This is a genomic window from Kineosporia succinea, from assembly GCF_030811555.1.
In the GTDB taxonomy this organism is placed as follows: domain Bacteria; phylum Actinomycetota; class Actinomycetes; order Actinomycetales; family Kineosporiaceae; genus Kineosporia; species Kineosporia succinea.
In genome coordinates, this window is the sequence record NZ_JAUSQZ010000001.1 from 6,358,994 (window position 1) to 6,375,334 (window position 16,341).

15 protein-coding genes are annotated in these 16,341 nt (G+C 70.3%); 5 read left to right on the top strand and 10 right to left on the bottom strand.

Annotation, left to right across the window (positions count from 1 at the left end):
• Positions 1–5: 5 nt before the first annotated feature.
• From J2S57_RS28155 to J2S57_RS28185, 7 genes are all read right to left on the bottom strand, one after another.
• The gene (locus J2S57_RS28155) at positions 6–1,793 is read right to left on the bottom strand and encodes a phage baseplate assembly protein V (RefSeq protein WP_307248537.1); all 1,788 of its coding nucleotides are present in this window, start codon (positions 1,791–1,793) and stop codon (positions 6–8) included.
• Positions 1,790–2,443 carry a CIS tube protein gene (locus J2S57_RS28160; protein ID WP_307248540.1) on the bottom strand — a complete coding sequence of 218 codons (654 nt, stop codon included), beginning with the start codon at positions 2,441–2,443 and terminating at the stop codon, positions 1,790–1,792. The genes J2S57_RS28155 and J2S57_RS28160 overlap by 4 nt, the downstream gene beginning before the upstream one ends.
• Positions 2,440–2,913: a phage tail protein gene (locus J2S57_RS28165; protein WP_307248543.1), complete on the bottom strand. Its 474-nt coding sequence runs from the start codon at positions 2,911–2,913 to the stop codon at positions 2,440–2,442. The genes J2S57_RS28160 and J2S57_RS28165 overlap by 4 nt, the downstream gene beginning before the upstream one ends.
• A 62-nt stretch (positions 2,914–2,975) precedes the next feature.
• Entirely contained in the window at positions 2,976–3,449 is a 474-nt protein-coding gene (locus J2S57_RS28170) for a phage tail protein (RefSeq protein ID WP_307248545.1), read from the bottom strand.
• A 33-nt stretch (positions 3,450–3,482) separates the two neighbouring features.
• A complete protein-coding gene (locus tag J2S57_RS28175) occupies positions 3,483–5,048 on the bottom strand; it encodes a phage tail sheath family protein (protein WP_307248548.1) in 1,566 nt (521 codons plus the stop codon).
• 198 nt (positions 5,049–5,246) lie between these two features.
• A complete protein-coding gene (locus J2S57_RS28180; protein WP_307248551.1) occupies positions 5,247–5,639 on the bottom strand; it encodes a DUF4280 domain-containing protein in 393 nt (130 codons plus the stop codon).
• On the bottom strand, positions 5,636–6,172 hold the full coding sequence (locus tag J2S57_RS28185; protein ID WP_307248553.1) for a septum formation family protein: 537 nt from the start codon (positions 6,170–6,172) through the stop codon (positions 5,636–5,638). The genes J2S57_RS28180 and J2S57_RS28185 overlap by 4 nt, the downstream gene beginning before the upstream one ends.
• 850 nt (positions 6,173–7,022) lie before the next feature.
• Here J2S57_RS28185 and J2S57_RS28190 point away from each other — a divergent pair.
• Together J2S57_RS28190 and J2S57_RS28195 are read left to right on the top strand one after the other, a co-directional pair.
• Complete coding sequence (locus J2S57_RS28190; RefSeq protein ID WP_307248555.1) at positions 7,023–7,175, top strand: PGPGW domain-containing protein; 153 nt, start codon at positions 7,023–7,025, stop codon at positions 7,173–7,175.
• Entirely contained in the window at positions 7,172–8,146 is a 975-nt protein-coding gene (locus J2S57_RS28195) for a M28 family peptidase (RefSeq protein ID WP_307248557.1), read from the top strand. Before J2S57_RS28190 ends, J2S57_RS28195 begins: the two co-directional genes overlap by 4 nt.
• 58 nt (positions 8,147–8,204) lie before the next feature.
• On the opposite strand, the gene J2S57_RS28200 is transcribed toward J2S57_RS28195, so the two are convergent.
• Complete coding sequence (locus J2S57_RS28200; RefSeq protein WP_307248560.1) at positions 8,205–8,810, bottom strand: hypothetical protein; 606 nt, start codon at positions 8,808–8,810, stop codon at positions 8,205–8,207.
• Positions 8,811–9,195: 385 nt separating this feature from the next.
• Here J2S57_RS28200 and J2S57_RS28205 point away from each other — a divergent pair, with 385 nt between their 5' ends.
• The 3 genes from J2S57_RS28205 (at position 9,196) to J2S57_RS28215 (ending at position 12,247) form a co-directional block, all read left to right on the top strand.
• Complete coding sequence (locus tag J2S57_RS28205) at positions 9,196–10,617, top strand: NAD(P)/FAD-dependent oxidoreductase (protein WP_307248562.1); 1,422 nt, start codon at positions 9,196–9,198, stop codon at positions 10,615–10,617.
• A 123-nt stretch (positions 10,618–10,740) separates the two neighbouring features.
• Positions 10,741–12,099, top strand: coding sequence for an L-lactate MFS transporter (locus tag J2S57_RS28210; protein ID WP_307248565.1), 1,359 nt, complete (start codon positions 10,741–10,743; stop codon positions 12,097–12,099).
• Between the two features lie 13 nt (positions 12,100–12,112).
• Positions 12,113–12,247 (top strand): MFS transporter small subunit, encoded by a 135-nt coding sequence (locus J2S57_RS28215; RefSeq protein WP_307248567.1) that lies wholly within the window; start codon positions 12,113–12,115, stop codon positions 12,245–12,247.
• Between the two features lie 53 nt (positions 12,248–12,300).
• Here J2S57_RS28215 and J2S57_RS28220 read toward each other — a convergent pair whose 3' ends face one another.
• Both J2S57_RS28220 and J2S57_RS28225 read right to left on the bottom strand, forming a co-directional pair.
• Positions 12,301–14,400: an MMPL family transporter gene (locus J2S57_RS28220; RefSeq protein ID WP_307248568.1), complete on the bottom strand. Its 2,100-nt coding sequence runs from the start codon at positions 14,398–14,400 to the stop codon at positions 12,301–12,303.
• A 407-nt stretch (positions 14,401–14,807) separates the two neighbouring features.
• Positions 14,808–16,124, bottom strand: coding sequence for a hypothetical protein (locus J2S57_RS28225; RefSeq protein ID WP_307248570.1), 1,317 nt, complete (start codon positions 16,122–16,124; stop codon positions 14,808–14,810).
• Between the last annotated feature and the right edge of the window lie 217 nt (positions 16,125–16,341).

Here is a 16,341-nt window from a genome sequence, read left to right on the forward strand (position 1 = left end):
GCCTTTCAGTTGATCGCCACGGTGGCGCCCTTGACCGAGGCCATCGCGCTCGCGGTGACGTCGACCTTCGCGCCCTTGAGCTCGCTGGTCGCGGTTCCCTCCAGGGCCAGCGTGGTCGAGGCCTTCGCCGCGACGGTCACCCCCTTGACCTCCACGCCCTTCTGCCCGGTGATCGTGATGTCGACACCCTCGATCCTCACGTTGCCCTGGGCGTCGAGCGTGATGGACGCCTTGCCGGCCACGAGTCTCAGCGGCTTCCCGGTCGCGGCCCTCAACACGGTCTCGTTGCCGGACATCTGCAGTTCGTGCCCGTCCTTGTGCTTGAGACTGACGCCGTTCGTGGCCGGGGCGCTCGCGTCGGTCATGACGAGGGTGTGCCCGTTCGCGCTGGTGAGCCCCGAGGACAGATCGGCCTGACGGCCCGAGGTCGCGGCCGGTGCGCTGTCGCGCCCGTTGTGCACGGCGCCGAGCACGAACGGCCGTTGCAGATCGCCCTCCTCGAACCCGACGAGGACCTCGTCGTTGACCCGGTGCGGCACCACCGATCCCCGGTCGGGCCCGGCCGCGGGCAGAACCACCCGGGCCCAGCCGCTTTCGACGTCGGGCCCGAGCGTCGGCAGCTTGACCTTCACCCGTCCCCAGTTCTTCGGGTCGTGAATGTCGGAGATCAGCCCGGGCAGCATGCCCATGGTGCCGCCGATCATCTGGTCGGCCGCCGAAGGGTGGACGACGTGCGCACCGTCGAGGGCCCCCGCACCCCGGGTGCGGTCCCCGGCCACCACGGTGGTGCCGTTCGTGCGTCCCCACTCGTGCCGGACCGCGACGACGGCGTGTCTGCCCGACATCGGGCCGGCGCCCTCGAGCGAGAGATCGGTGCGGGGCGCGATCGAGGGCTGGACGAGATGCGTCCTCACCGTGAGAACCGTTCCCGACCGGGCGAAACGACCGGCCTGCGCCGTGGCCTGGGCGGTGATGTCGGCCTCGCCGGCGGTCGAGAGCGCGCGGCTCTCGTAGCTGCTGGCGGAATCGGCCTGGGCGAAACCGTTGGCGCCGGTCAGCAGGGCCGGACCGCCCGGGGCCGCGGTCGCGGTCGTGTTCCGCCCGGTGACCTCACGTTTTGCGACGGGGTCCCAGCCCCGCAGCACGACCGTGCCGGTGGACCTGCCCGCGGTGACGAAGTCGAGCTCGCGAAGGTCGGCGCCCAGGTCCAGCGTCACCGACGGGCTCGAGGTGGGCGCCGGTGCGACGTTGAGGGAACCGTCGGCCGGATCCACCCACCATTCGACGCCGTACCGCTCGCACACCTGCTCCAGCAGATCGAGCGGGGAGCAGGCGACGATGACGGCGTCCCGGGTGCCGGCCGGCAGCCCGGCGATCCGCACCGGGCGCACGTGCGGTGTGAGGGCCGCGCTCAGGGCGTCGGTCAGAGGGGCGTTGGCGGTGTTGACGGTGCGGCCCACACTCCCGAGCCCGTGCGCCGCGTCCTCGGCCACGATCGTGACGGCGGTGTGATGGTCGCCCTCCTCCGGGCAGGACACGCGCAGGCCGCTGACAGTGCCCGTGAACACCTTCACCGGCGAACCCTGGGCGGTGGGAAACGCGATCGACACCTCGGTGCCCGGCCTGAACGAGCTCGCCCGATCGGTGAGGATCCGGAAACCCGGGTCGTCGAGGGTCATCTCGGCCCGCGCCGAGCGCCGCACCCCGCGCTCGACCGAGACCTGGAGCAGCCGCACGCCGAGGTCCCAGGGCAGCTGGCTGCCGTCGAGCGTGATGATCGGAACGCTGGTCATGCGGGCCTCCCCGGTATGGCCAGCGTCGCCCCCACACGGACGGCCAGCGGATCGTGAATGTTGTTGGCCTCGGCGATGAGCCGCCAGGCGGTCGCGTCGCCGTAGTAGCGCGCGGCGATGCGGTCGAGCGTCTCGCCCGGGCTGACCTGGTGCACGGTGTGCGGCCAGGGCGTGCCGGACGTCGGGTTCTGCGGGCCGAAGGCGGTGTCCTTCCTGTACTGCAGCAGCTCGACCTGCACCCGCGCCCGCAGCGGAACACCGGTCGAGGAGAAGTGGACGAGCTTGACGTCGAGCGATGTGACGACCGCCTCGAACGACTTGAAGCTGCCCCAGTGGAACGAGACCGTCGGTGGGCGCAGCCTTCCCGTCGCCTGGTCGCTGCCGGGCAGGCCGGTGTTGACGTCCATGAGCCCGATCAGCGCCCCGGTGTGCGTGGTGACCGTCTCGCCGGTGTCGGTGGTGTCGAAGAAGACCTCGAACGACATGGTGCCGCTCTCGGCCCCGGCGTACTCGAGGGTGGGCACGTCGCGCCCGGTCCGGGCCGCCGAACGCCACTGGTTGGTGCGGGAGATCGCGAGTTCGGACGGGTTGAACAGGCACGGGATGTTCGCGCCGGTCTCGGGCTTGAAGTAGGCCTTGGTCTGGGTCATACGAACGTGGCCGAGGTGAATCCGTGGTGAGCGACCTCGAGTTCCTCGTAGAGCACGGAACTGTCCTGGGTGGCCAGGGCCGGCCCGGTCCAGCGCACCGGGAAGGCGTCGCGGACCGCGAACGAGCGCAGCCGGTTGCCGGTCACGTCGATGAGGGTGACGGAGGCCGTCTTGCGCTCCAGCTTGCCCCCGGCGGACTGGAACCCGTCGCCGGCGCTGCGGTTCATCCAGGCGAAGAGGTTGTCCGACGTGGTCAGGCCGCGGCTGAAGACGAGACTGGGCCAGCTCATCTGACCGGGCAGCCGGTGCACGAAGCCGCTGACCCCACCCTCCGCGTACTCGTGGGTGGCCACGGTGACCTCGAGGCCGGAGACCTTCTGGAAGGTCCCGATGGCGACGCCGTCGACCTCGAGCAGGAAGTTCGCCGCCACCGGGGGCTGGCCACCGAGGATCTCGGTGTCGCTGGGCATGGGTCTGGTCCTCCGGAAGAGGGCTCTTGCCCCGCACGACGGCGGGGCAAGAGCACACGGGACTACTTGGTGCGGACGAGGCTGTCGATCTCCAGCTTGATGGTCTCCTTCAGCGGGTTGCCGCTGGAGACGTCGAGCGAGTCGGTGGAGATGCTCGAGACCCAGGCGTTGGTGAAGGTGAAACGCCCGAGCTCGGTGGCGTGGTCAGAGGCGTAGAGCACGACGGAACCGTTCTTGCGGGCGTCGGTGAGCGAGCCCTTGTCCTTGATCTTGGTGAACCACTGCCAGATGCCGTCACTGGTGGCGTTGTCCACGGCCAGGCGGTTCAGGGTGAGGGTGCCGCTGTTCTTGCGGCTGCCGAGCGTGCGGGTCCAGACCATCTTTCCCTTGTCGGTGGTCTGCTGCATGTCGGTCGCCTCGACGCTGACGTCCAGGCCCTGGATGCCGGTGAGCATGGTCATGGGTGTGCCGTCCACCTCGAGGTAGAAGGCGTTGGACATCAGGCCGGTGTTCGAATCGATCACGGTCTCAGCCATTTCGACAGCTCCTTGGGTTCAGGTTCAGGGGGTTCAGGCGGCGGACTGCTTGTGCTGCGCGATGCGGAAGATGACGAACTCGGCGGGCTTGACCGGCGCCAGCCCGACCTCGACGATGAGGCGGCCCGCGTCCACGCTCTCCGGCGGGTTCGTCTCCTCGTCGCACTTGACGTAGTACGCCTGGTCGGGCGAGGCGCCGACGAGAGCGCCCTGCGTCCACAGCCCGCGCAGGAACGCGTCGAGCGTGCGCTTCACGCCCTCCCACAGGGCCACGTCGTTCGGCTCGAACACCGCGAACTGGGTGCCGTCCTGGATGGTCTTCTCGGCCATGTTGAACAGCCGGCGGACGTTGATGTACGTCCAGTCCGTGTCACTGGTCAGGGTGCGCGCACCCCAGACCCGGATGCCCCGCACCCCGAACGGCCGGATGCAGTTGATCCCGATCGGGTTCAGCAGCGACTGCTCGTTCTGGCTGATCGTGCGCTCGAGGTCGAGCACGCCGCGCAGGGTGTCGTTGGCCGGGGCCTTCCACACGCCCCGGGTGGCGTCGGTGCGTGCCCACAGGCCGGCGATGTGACCGCTCGGCGGGACCAGGATCTCGGTGTCGGCGCCCACCCCGACGGGGTTCTCGATCTTCACCCACGGGTAGTACATCGCGGCGAAAGGACTGTCGTACATGGCGACGTCGCTGCGCCACTCCTTGATCTGCTGCGCGGTCATCCCCGGAGGGGCGTCGAGGATGGCCATGCGGTTGGTGTACTGCTCGCAGTGCGTGATCAGCGAGGTCTGCACCGCCTTCCACAGGCCCAGGTCGATCGACCCGTCCTCCCGGGTCGCGGCGGTGACCAGGTCGGGCAGGAGCACCATGGTCACGTCCTCGGCCAGGGACAGGCCGCCGAGGCCGCGGCGCTCGCTCTCGCTGCCGGCGAAGTGGCGGCCGGTCACGGGAACGGGCGTGGGCTGGGCCTTGAGCAGCTCGTAGTGGCCCGGGCGCAGCAGCTCGAGCTGCGTGGCGAGGTCGGCGTCGGCGCTGACCTTGACCTCCACCTTGACCCGGGTCGAGGTGCCGTTGATCTTGGTGGACGCCTCGTCCGGCCCGTCGAGGGTCAGGCCGGGGTACGACTCGACGGTCAGGTCGCCCTCGTGGACGTCCAGACGGAAGGTGACCGGGGCGTCCTCGCTCTCGGGCTCCTCGGGGTGCACCGAGATGGTGAGAGGTGCGTCCGGCTCGATGGACTCGACATTGAGCGGTGCACCGAGGGCCCGGTCGGCCGCGGGAACGGCGATGGCCGAGGGGGCTCCGGCGGGAGCGGTGTGCGGGACGCGCACGATGTAGGCGAGCTGTCCGCCGTTCTGGAAGTACGCGTACACCGACAGGGGCAGCATCGCGCCGGCGATGAAGCCGCCGTACAGCGACTCGAACTGCATCCAGCTGGTGACGAGCCGGGGTGCCAGGCCCTCCGGGTCCCGCGGGTCGTCCGTCGGGAACCGCTCGGTGAAGCCGACGAACGCGGCGACCGCGGTGGGCGCTGCCGTGAGCACCTTCTGGCTGGAGGTGACTTCCTCCACGTAGACACCGGGCGCGGTGTAGGTGGGCATGCGGAAAGCTCCTGTGAGTCGTGAGAAGTCGGCTGCGCAGAAACTGTCCGGGCCTTTCCCGTACCCGCCCCCGTGGGTCCATCCCCCGAACCCTTCCGCCGGGAGATGTCAAGAGCACCACCCTGAAACGGAGCAACCGTCAAGGCTTTCGGTGGACGGTTCAACGACCTTGAGGGCTCATCGCGGAGACAGGGCCTGTCAACTCACCTGACTGCGCAGAGCGCCCGGCATCTGCACGCTGATGACACCGCCGTATGCACACATGCAGGTGCTTCCGGCTGCCAGCAGAGGGATTCCGCCGGCCGTGCTGCGGGTGGCGGGGCTGATCCACGGACCCGCCGGAACGGGCCAGCACGGCATCGGGGTGAGAACCCCCAGGGCGGCGGCGGTCGCTGCGGCAACCGCGGGGTTGGCGGGGCTGCGGCAGAGCCCGAACGGGGTGATGTTCAGTCCGGGTACGTTGTCGGTGATCCTTGCGGCGGGCCGCTTCTCGATCATCACCCGGGCCACCGGCAGCACGGTCAGGGGGGTCGGGACCAGGCCCATCGAGCACTGCAGCAGTGCGCCCGAAACCACGGGCAGCGGGCTCATGACCTGAGGGCCCGCACCGAGTGCTCCACCAGGCCGTCGGTCGTCCGGACGATGCAGACGACGTCGCGGCTGGCCTCGGGGGCGTCACCGACCAGGGAGTTCAGCGGGCCCAGGTGAAGCGAGTCCGCTCCGACCGCGTTCCAGGACTCGACGGAGGGGTAGAGGTAGGTGAGGAACTGGTTCGAGGTGTGCGCCGCCCCGTCGAGGTACGGCCGGTAGGCGCCCGCGCACTCCTCACGGGCGAAGTCCATGAGGACGTCGCGGCCCGGGTACTCCTGGTCGGAGCCGGTGGTGGCTTCGGCCTGCTTCTGGGTGCGGTAGGGAATGCGCCCGAAGACCTCGAGATCGTGCTTGCTGGTGCAGGGCACCACGCGGACCCTGGTGATCTCGCCCGGCTGGTCGGCCGGGTTGACGGCGCAGTCGCTGGGCTGCAGCTCCGAGGCCCACTCCTCGTCGCCGCCGGAGGAACAGGCCGAAAGGGACAGGAAGACGGCGGTATTGGCGATGAGCGCAGCCGCCGCAGAGCGTTTCAAGAACCGTTCACCCCCGTGTGCGGAACGCTGCGGGCCGTCCACCCGCGGATCTCGACCGTAGCAGCGCGCCGGTCCGTATCTGACTCTCACACGCCGGGTTTCGGTCGTGGCTGACGCCGGGCGAGCCGTCAGACGACGGTCCGCCGTCCAGAAGCTCACTCCAGTCCGCTTGAACGATCGAGAGCCGCGGGGGTCGTGTCGACAGCAACCGTGCTTCGGCACGGGTGAAGCCGCACGACCGGAAGGCCTCTCTGCAAGCGCCTCCCTGCAAGCGCCTCTCTGCGAGTGCCTCCCTGCGAGTGCCTCCCTGCAAGTGCCGTGGCGGAGATTTCGTGGGGGACTCCGGTGGGGCAGCGTTGAGGGGGTCCCGGTCGGAGCGGATCGCCTGCGGGGACGTGGCGCGGACCGTCGAAGGGATCACCCGGTCGAAGGGATCATCCCGTGGGCGTGGGCGTGGGCGTGGGCGTGGGCGTGGGCGTGGGCGTGGGCGTGGGCGTGGGCGTGGGCGTGGGCGTGGGCGTGGGCGTGGGCGTGGGCGTGGGCGTGGGCGTGGGCGTGGGCGTGGGCGTGGGTGTGGCGTGGCGTGGCGTGGCGTGGGTGTGGGCTGCGTGGGGTGTGGGCTGTGTGGGTGTGGGTGTGGGTGTGGGTGTGGCCGTGGCCGTGGGTGTGGGTATGGGCGCGGGGCGTGGGCTGCGTCGGAGCCGGGCGCGGGCGACCGTGCTGCTTTCGATTATCGATAATCGAAAGCAGCACGGTTCCGCTTCCGGGCACCCAGGACCGCTACCTCCGTAGGCCCTCCCCGAGCGGACGTCGGCCGTAGTACCGTCAACGCCCGACGAAAGGACCACCCGTGCCCGCCCACGTCGCCGTGCTCCGCGCGGCTGCCGTCCTGGTCCTGCTCGGCCTGGCGATGCTTCCCCTGACCGGCCCCGGCTACCTGGTCATCGCGACAGGAGCGACGCTCGCAGTCGCCGGTCCCGTGCTCAGAACCGCGCGCCGGTGACCGAGGCAGCAGCCGAGCGGATCGAACACCACGTCCGCACCCTGGCCGAGACCCCTCGAGGCCGTCGCCATCACCCGGAGGGCCTTCGGCGGGCGATGGCCTACATCACCGCCGAACTCGAGACCTACGGCTGGACGACCAGGCAGGCGCCCTTCGTCATGCGCTGGGCCATCGGCGTCACCGAGAAGGGCGGCGTAGCTCCTCTCTGGAAGCGTGTGCGGCTCTACCCCCGGCTGGAGGGAGTCAACCTGCTGGCCCACCTGCCCGGCCAGAAGACCGACAGCCGTGCGGTCCTCCTCATCGCCCACGTCGACACCGTCGAGGACAGCCCCGGCGCCGACGACAACGCCTCCGGCGTGGCCGCGGTGCTGGAGTGCGCGCGGCTGCTGGCCGAGTTGCCCGACCCGCCGAGCGTGCGCCTGGCCTTCGTCGACCTCGAAGAGCTCGGCAAGATCGGTTCGCGGGCCCTGGCCCGTCACCGCAGCGTCCGGCGCAACACCGAGCACGTCATCTGCCTGGAGTCCGTCGGCACCTTCACCGGCGAACCGGACACCCAGCGCGTCGGTGCCCTGCGCTGGGTGTTCCCGCAGGCCGCCGCCGAGATCGCCGCCAACGACGGCCGGGGCGACTTCGTCCTGGCCATCTGCCGTCGCTCGTCCCGGCGGGTGGCCGCGACGATCCGCGAGAGCGCCGACGGCGTGAACGTTCTCATCGGTCTGGATCCCCGACCGGACGGCTGGGCGGGCCGGCTGATCACGCAGATCGCCCGTCCCCTGCGTAATCTCGACCGCTCCGACCACGCCCCGTTCTGGGACCGCGGTGTGCCCTCGCTCATGCTGACGTGCACCGCGTCGTTCCGGAACCACCGCTACCACCTGCCGGGCGACACCGCGGACGAGGTGGACTTCGCCCGGGTGGCCCGCCTGGCGGAAACCGTGGTGCGAGCCCTGCGGACCAGCCCCGAGGCGTGAGGCCCTCGCCGCGATCATCCCCGGCGCCCGGAACTCGTCGGGTGGCGAGCCCGCGGATCTACTCCGCTATCAGCTTCCCCACCACGGTCGGCGAATCCGGTTCGCCCGCAACGTAGTCCAGAGTGCCGTCGGCGTTGAGGGACAGGTGCAGGTCGATGTCCTGACAGCCCACGGTCGCCTCCTCCCGGATCACCACGTCGTCACCACCGCTGATCAGCGTGAGCTTGCCGGTGCAGTCCAGCGGCGGGTAGGAGCTGTCGCCCACCTCCTCGCCCGCCTCGCCGCCCCGAAGACGAACGATGGTCAGATACTTCTGCGAGCCCTGCGTGCCGATTCCACGCCACGTGCCGATGTACTCCTCGGGCAACCGGAGCTGAGCTGCAACCGCGTCGGCGGCGCTGCTGGGCCCGGCGTCTTCCGTGACGCCCGTGGATTTCCCCGGTTCGAGGTTCGCTCCCCGTTCACCGTCCGCCGCCGTTCCTCCGGTGGCACTTGCGGAAGGAAGAGGCTGGGCCTCGGAAGAAGCCCGGTTGTGGAGGAAGAGCGGCAGACCTATGAGTGCGGTGGCGAGCGTGACGACCGCGGTGGCCAGTTCCAGTCGCACCTTCCAACCGGATGCACGCCCTGGCTCGCCACCGTCCGGCCCGTAGAACTGCGTTTCCATCGTTCCTCCGAACGTCCCCCGGCATTGCCGTCAACGCTACGGGCTGGGCCGTTGGCCGGCTGGGAGACGGCCACACTTTCTGTCGGGTGACCTCAGGAATGGCCACGCCCTCGTTCGACGCCGGGTCGCGCCCGACGGGCGAACCGGGGAACACGAGCTCACCGTCACCCGCCGCGAGTGCCACCTCCAGCACCTGGGTATCCGACCGGGGGTGGCCCGGTGCATCGTCTCGAAGTACTACCCCAGACGTACGACTGGTACGACAGGAGGAACTCCAAGAGCCATCTCCTGGGGGATGTACGGAATCAGGCGCTGGCGACATCGTTGACGGTAAGCAGGGCGGAGACGACGAAGCCCTGAATATCACTGTCCGCGAATGGAAGTCATGTCTGCGTCACTGTCAACGGCTCTGGTCATCGGTGGGGGCATCGGCGGGTGGGCCAGCGCCGCCGCCCTGGCCCCGCACTGCGACCGGGTGCTCGTGATCGAACGTGACGACCTGTCGCCCCAGCCGGGCCGGCGCCGCGGCGTTCCCCAGGGTGACCACTTCCACGTGCTCGCGGCGGGCGGGCGCATCGCGCTCGAGGAACTGCTCCCCGGCACCAGCGACGACCTGCGTGCGAAAGGCGTCCCCTGGACGGATCCCGCGCAGGACACGGCTTTCGCGTGGGGCTCCGGCTGGCTGCCGCGCGGTCCCTCGACGATGCACACGCTGCAGCCCTCGCGTCATCTGCTCGAGTGGTACCTGCGCGAGCGCGTCAGCAGCCTGCCCAACGTCGAGATCGTCCCCGGCACCCGCGTCATGGGCCTTCACCTGCAGCGGGGCCGGGTCGCGGGTGTGGACGCCGTGGTCGAGAACACCGGTGAACCGGTACGTTTCGCGGCGGGCCTGGTGGTCGACAGCAGCGGACGCGCCTCACAGTCACCCTCATGGCTCACCCGCGCCCGCTTCGACGCCCCCGGCGAGACCGTCGTCGACGCGCACTGGGGTTTCGCCAGCACCCACGTCACCGTGCCCGACGGCTGGGACCCCGGCTGCCTCGCCATGGTCATGGCCCCCACCCTCACCGGCGACGGCCCCTCGTCCACCCGCGGCGCGGCCATGTGGCTCCAGGAAGACCACCGCCTCGTCATCGCCGCCCTGGGCGCGGGCCGCGACCACCCACCCCGCGATCCCGACGGCTTCGCGGGCTTCCTGCACAGCTGCGGCGCCGGCGAGATGGCCCACCTGTACCGCCGTTTCACCCGCGGGGAGCCGATCGCGACCTGGCGCAACGCCGCCAGCCGGCGCCGCGACTTCGCCTCCCTCGAACGCCGCCCCGAGGGCTTCGTGGTGCTCGGCGACGCCGTCATGGCCGTCAACCCGCTCTACGGGCAGGGCATGGCGACCGCCGCGATGGGCGCCCGCCTGCTCGGCGAAACCCTGGCCGAACGCGCGGGCACCCACCTGCTCGGCCTCGCCGCCGACTTCCAGCAGCGCCTGAACCAGCTGCTCCTGCCCGCCTGGCAGTTCGCCACCAGCTCCGACTTCGGCGTTCCGGGCGTCGAGATCGACGGCCGCCCGCAGGCCCCCAGTGTCTGGGCGGGCCGCACCCTGGCCCTGGCCGCCGAAGACCCGGCGCTGTCGCTCAAACTGATCGAGACCCTCCATCTGGTGCGCGGCATGGACTGGCTGAACGACGACCGATTGAGGACGCGCGTGGTCGCCGACTGGGAGCGGCTCGGCTCTCTGAGCCGCCCCGGGCCGCCTCTGCACTCGCGGCCCCCGGCCACCCGTGATAGCCATCAGAACGTGGTCTTCCCGTAGGGGCAAAGGTCCTGATCGAGTCCCGAACGTTATTCGGATCCGGGGTCTCACAACAGGGCTTATGCCGCTTACCTGTGCAAGCCTGGTGGGCGTCAGCCCAATGGTGAGCACGAGGTAGCCAGCATGTCTTCAGTCCTTGACCGCGAACGCACCGTGGCCCCGCCCGGGTACAACCGGTGGCTCGTCCCGCCGGCCGCCCTCGCGGTACACCTCTCGATCGGCGAGGTCTACGCCTTCAGCGTCTTCAAAGGCCCACTCGTCACGCACTTCGACTCCAGCCTGACCGCGATCGGCGTCGTCTTCTCGATCGCGATCGTCATGCTCGGCCTGTCCGCCGCGTTCGGCGGCACCTGGGTCGAGCGCAACGGCCCGCGCAAGGCCATGGTCGTCTCGATGGCCTGCTGGGTCACGGGCTTCCTGGTCAGCTCGCTCGGCGTGGCCACGAACCAGCTGTGGCTGGTGTACCTCGGCTACGGCGTGATCGGCGGCATCGGCCTGGGCATCGGCTACATCTCGCCGGTCTCCACGCTGATCAAGTGGTTCCCCGACCGCCCGGGCCTGGCCACCGGCCTGGCCATCATGGGCTTCGGCGGTGGCGCGCTGGTCGCGTCCCCGCTCACGAGCCGTCTGCTCGCCGCCTACGCGGACAAGCCGGAAGACGCGATCGCCCCGACCATGCTGACGCTGGCGGCGATCTACGTCGTGCTCATGTCGCTCGGTGCCTGGGTGGTGCGGGTGCCCGCCGCGGACTGGACGCCCCCGGGCTTCAGCTCCGCCTCGGCCGTCACCGCCGCCGCGCGCCGTCCCGGCCTGGGTCACGGTGCCGTCGCCGACGTGACCGCCAACCAGGCCATCCGCACGCCGCAGTTCTGGCTGCTGTGGACGATCCTGTTCTGCAACGTGACCGCCGGCATCGGCATCCTCGAGCAGGCGTCCCCGATGATCCAGGACTTCTTCTCCGACGTCGACGCCACCGAGGCCGCGGGCTTCGTGGGCCTGCTGTCGCTGTGCAACATGGCGGGGCGCTTCGTCTGGTCGACGGCCTCCGACCGCGTCGGCCGCAAGCCGATCTACGCCGTCTACCTGGGCGTCGGCGCGCTGCTGTACCTGTTGCTGGCGCTGTCCGGCACCTCCGGCGTGGGCCTGTTCGTGGCCACGGCCTGCGTCATCATCAGCTTCTACGGCGGCGGTTTCGCGACCATCCCGGCCTATCTGAAGGACCTCTTCGGCGGTGTGCAGGTCGGCGCCATCCACGGCCGTCTGCTGACGGCCTGGTCCGCGGCCGGCATCGTCGGCCCGCTCGTGGTCAACCGGGTCGCCGACCACCAGACGGCCGCCGGCAAGTCCGGCTCGGACCTGTACGCCCTGTCGTTCCAGATCATGGTCGGCATCCTGGTGATCGGTTTCGTGGCCAACATCCTGGTGCGCGCCCTGGGCGCCGAGAAGCCCGCCGCGGAAGCCGTTTCCGAGACCGCGGCCTGAAAGGACCTGAAAAATGAGTGACGACGTGAAGACCACCGTCCAGGGTCCGGCCGCGATCGCGGCGATCGCCCTGTGGGTCATCGTCAGCGGTGCCCTGGTGTACGGCATCTACGAGACGATCCAGAAGGTGTCGGCCCTCTTCGGCTGATCCCCTCACGAAGAAGCCCCCGCACGCGTGCGGGGGCTTCTTCGTGTCGGCACCTATCCCTCGTGGACCGGGTCCTGCGTCCGGGTCCCCGCCGGAGGTTCGTGCTGCTGGCCCGGGGGAGCGATGTCCGAGTGCCCCGGCCACCACGCCGCGTGCCCGAACAGCGCCGTCAGCGCCGGTGTGAAGAACATCGACATCACGAACGCCGCGATGGTGATGCCGAACGACACCGCGAAGCCCATCGTGGTGAGCAGCGAGTTGCCCGCCAGCATCAGCGAGGCGAACGTGCCGGCCAGGATCACCCCGGCCGCGGCGATCGTCGGCCCGGCGTGCCGCACGGCCTGGGCCGCGGCCTCCCGGGGATCCTTGCCGTCCCGGGCCTCCTCGCGCAGCCGGGCCACCATCAGGATGTTGTAGTCGGTCCCGAGGGCGACCACGAACAGATAGATGTAGATCGGCAGCAGGAAGATCAGGCCCGGGTCACCCTTGATCATCTGGAACACGATGGTCGCCGCGCCCAGGGTGGCCGCGAAGCCGAGCCCGACCGACAGCATCAGGTACCACGGCGCCACGAGACTGCGCAGCAGCACCATCAGGATGAGCAGGATGATGAGCGCCGCCACCGGGAACACGACCGAGTAGTCGCGGTTCATCGCGGCCTGGAAGTCGACGAACACCCCCGACGTCCCGGCCACGTAGGCGACCGTCCCGTCCGGCGCCGCCTCGGAGGCGGCCGGGCGCAGCCGGTCCTTCACCGTCTCCAGCGCCCGGGTGGACGCCGAGTCCGCGTCGAGGATCGTCATCACCAGCGCGGTGCCCGGGTCGGCCTGCGACAGCGTCGACGCGCTCACCTGCCCGACCCCGTCGACCCCGCCGATGGTGTCGGCGAACGTCTTCACCTCGGCCTCGGTCAGGGCCTGCCCGTCGGAGGCGTGCAGGATGATCGGCGTCGGGTCGGTCGCGCCCGCGCTGAAGCCCTTGGCCTCCATCGTGGCGGTGGCCCGGGCCGACTCGACGTCGCTCGAGGAACCGGCCGATCCCAGGTCGAACGTCGGGTTGAACGACAGCGCGAACACCGACAGCACCAGGAGGAACGCACCGGAGAGCGCCGCGTACCGCACCGGGTGGGCTCCCAGCGACGCCCCGACCCGGGCGAACCGCGTCCCGGTCGGCTGCTGCCGCCACTTCTTCGACGGCCAGAACAGCGCCCGGCCCAGCAGCGTCACCACGGCCGGCACCAGCGTCAGCGCCGCGACCAGGGTCACCGCGACCGCCACGGCCAGCGACGGCCCGATCGACTGGAAGATGCCCAGTGACGAGAGCACCAGCGTCATGAAGGCCACGAACACCGCACCACCGGCGGACGCGATGGCCTCACCGGCCCGCTCGATGGCGTGCGCCACGGCACTGCGGTGTTCCTCCCCGTCCCGCCGCGCCTCGCGGTAGCGGAACAGGAAGAACAGGATGTAGTCGGTGCCGATGCCGAACAGCACCACGATCAGGATGACGCTGGTGGACGGGTCGTGGTTGAGGTCGAACGCCTTCTCGACCATCGCGATCAGGCCCCCGGCCACCACCGACACCAGGCCGACCAGGAACAGCGGCATGACCGCGATCAGCACACTGCGGAAGATGATGCCCAGGAGCACCACGATCAGCAGGATCGTGGCGACGAAGACGATCGCCTCGGCGTTCTGCCCGGACTGGGTCTGGTCGTACCCCTGCGCCAGCGAGCCGGTCACGCCCTGCTCCAGGCCGCTGCCGCCGACCGCCGCGTCCAGGCTGTCGCGCAGATCCTTCACCTGGTCGAGGTCTTCGGGGTCCTGCCCGGTGACGCCCGGCGCCAGGCCGATGTTGACGATGGCCGCCTCGCCCGACGGCGACGGGATCGGCGCGTCGACCGTGCCGAACGCGTCACCCAGTTTCAGGCCCTTGCTGATCTCGGTGATCTTCGCCAGGTCGGCCTCGGTCAGCCTGGCGTCGTCGGCGCGGTCGAAGACGATCGTCGCGCCGGACTGCTGGGTCTGCGGAAAAGCCTCGTCCAGCAGTTCATAACCCTTGATGGAGTCATACTTGTTCGGCAGGAAGTCCGCCTGGTCGGTGGTCGCGGTGACGGTCGGTGCGAGCACCACCGACAGCACGGCGAAAATCACCCACCCGAGAATCACCCACCACGGTCTCTGCGAGACCACATGGCCGAGACCTCTGAAAACCCGTGTCACTGCAACCCCTCCATCGCACCGATGTGCTCCGGTTCTTCACCCGTTCACATCCCGGCCGGCCGAGGGCGAGCGCAGGTGCCGAAAAGGAAAAACGACAACTGGCGGACGTCTTTGGGCGCCATTGCGCTCACGACGGACCGAGGATTCCCCACACGTAACGCGCAGACCCTATCCAAAGGCCGGTTCGGTTCGCGCGCAATTGTTCGGCAGGCGTTCCGGGAATGACGAACGAATGACCGAAAGGGCAGCGCACGCATCGGAAATCGACAGGTGCGGGAAAGGGGAATAGGGACAGGAAAGGGCCGGACCCGGGGGAGTCCGGCCCTGCTCGCCTGCTTCTACCGCCCGGCCCGGTCCTGCAACGTGGCGACGAGCTTCTTCACGTCGATCTGGGCGACCCCGCGCACCAGGCCCTCGCCGTAGTAGGGCACCGAGTACTGCACCCGCGCACCGCCCAGCGCCCGCGAGCGCACCAGGGCGTCCGCGCGGGCGTCCGCCATCGCGTCCTTCATCTCCCCGGCCGCCGAGCGCGTCGTGCAGCCGATGGTGCGGGCCTGGTCGCTCCGGAAGGTCAGCGCGGTGGTGCAGGCGCCGACCCCCTTCTTGCCGTCGACCTCGAACGAGGCGGTCAGGGCGATACGTGAGGTTGCTGCCGCGTCGTCGCCCCCGGCCGTGGCGTACGTCGTGACCTTCACCTTGTACGAGCACTTCTCGAGGGTGCAGTCGACCGTGGGCACGCCGAGGGCGAGGTCGACCCCGGCGTCGAGCACGTCGTCGAGCGTGCCGGCCTGCTGCGCGAGCTCGTCGTAGACCTTCGAGACCTGGGCGGCGTCGAGCGGGGTGAGGGTGACCCCGTCGAAGGTGGTGGTGGCCGGGCCGGGATCGCGGTCCGCGACCGGGCGCGTGAACGAGACCTCGTCGGTGCTCCCGCCCGGGTTCTGAGGGCCCTGCGGATTCTGCGGGTTCTGCGGGGCGTCGGCCCCGTCGCCCGTCTCGCCGGTGAACACGGCGTCGGGCACGTGCAGCAGGGTGTGGGGGGACGCGGCGGTCACGTAGATCGCCCCGGCGGGGGTCTCGGCCATCAGGGCGGGGGTGCCGTTCAGGGTCACCGCGGTGTTGCCGGTGCCGCTGTTCGGTTGCCCGGCGGCCGTGGTTCCGTCGGTCGGTGGGGTGAAGTCGCTGGTGGACGCGTTGATCGCGTCGAGCACGGCCTCACCGGCCGCTTCGGGGGACTCGGGCACGGAGCCGTCGACGGACAGCGTGTCCAGGTCGCCCGGGCTCATCGACACCCAGCTCCGGGCGCCGCCACCGCTGACATAGGGCAGGAGGGTCCGCACCGCGCTCGCGCCGAGCTGGGCGTAGAGGGAACCGTCGGTGCGCATGATCGGTGCGACGGCGCTGTGGATCCGGGCGGTGCCGGTGTAGTCGCCGAAGCTGGTCAGCTGCACGTCGTAGGTGCCGTCGTCGAAGCGCAGGCCCGGGGCCTCCTTCAGCGCGTTCGCGGCCTCGACGAACGGGGCCGCGTACCTCTCCCGCTTCTCGTCGGCGCTCTCACCGCTGCCGGCCAGCACGACGACCCCGGCGACGGCCGCGAGCGCGAGCACCAGGAGGCCGCCGAGCACGCCGACGAGGATGCGCTTCTGCCTGCGCGGCATGGGGGTTCGGGGCTGTGGGGCTCCCCAGGCGGGCGGCGGGCCCCACCCGGGCTGAGGTGTGCCGGCCGGTGGTGCGCCCGCGCCGGCCGGTGGTGCGTCCGCGCCGGCCGGAGTGCCCCAGCCGGGCTGCGGTGAGCCGGCCGGGACGGCGCCGGGGGATGCGCCCCAGGCCGCAGCGGGCGAGGATCCCGGTGTCACGTGCGGGGTTTGGGGGTTC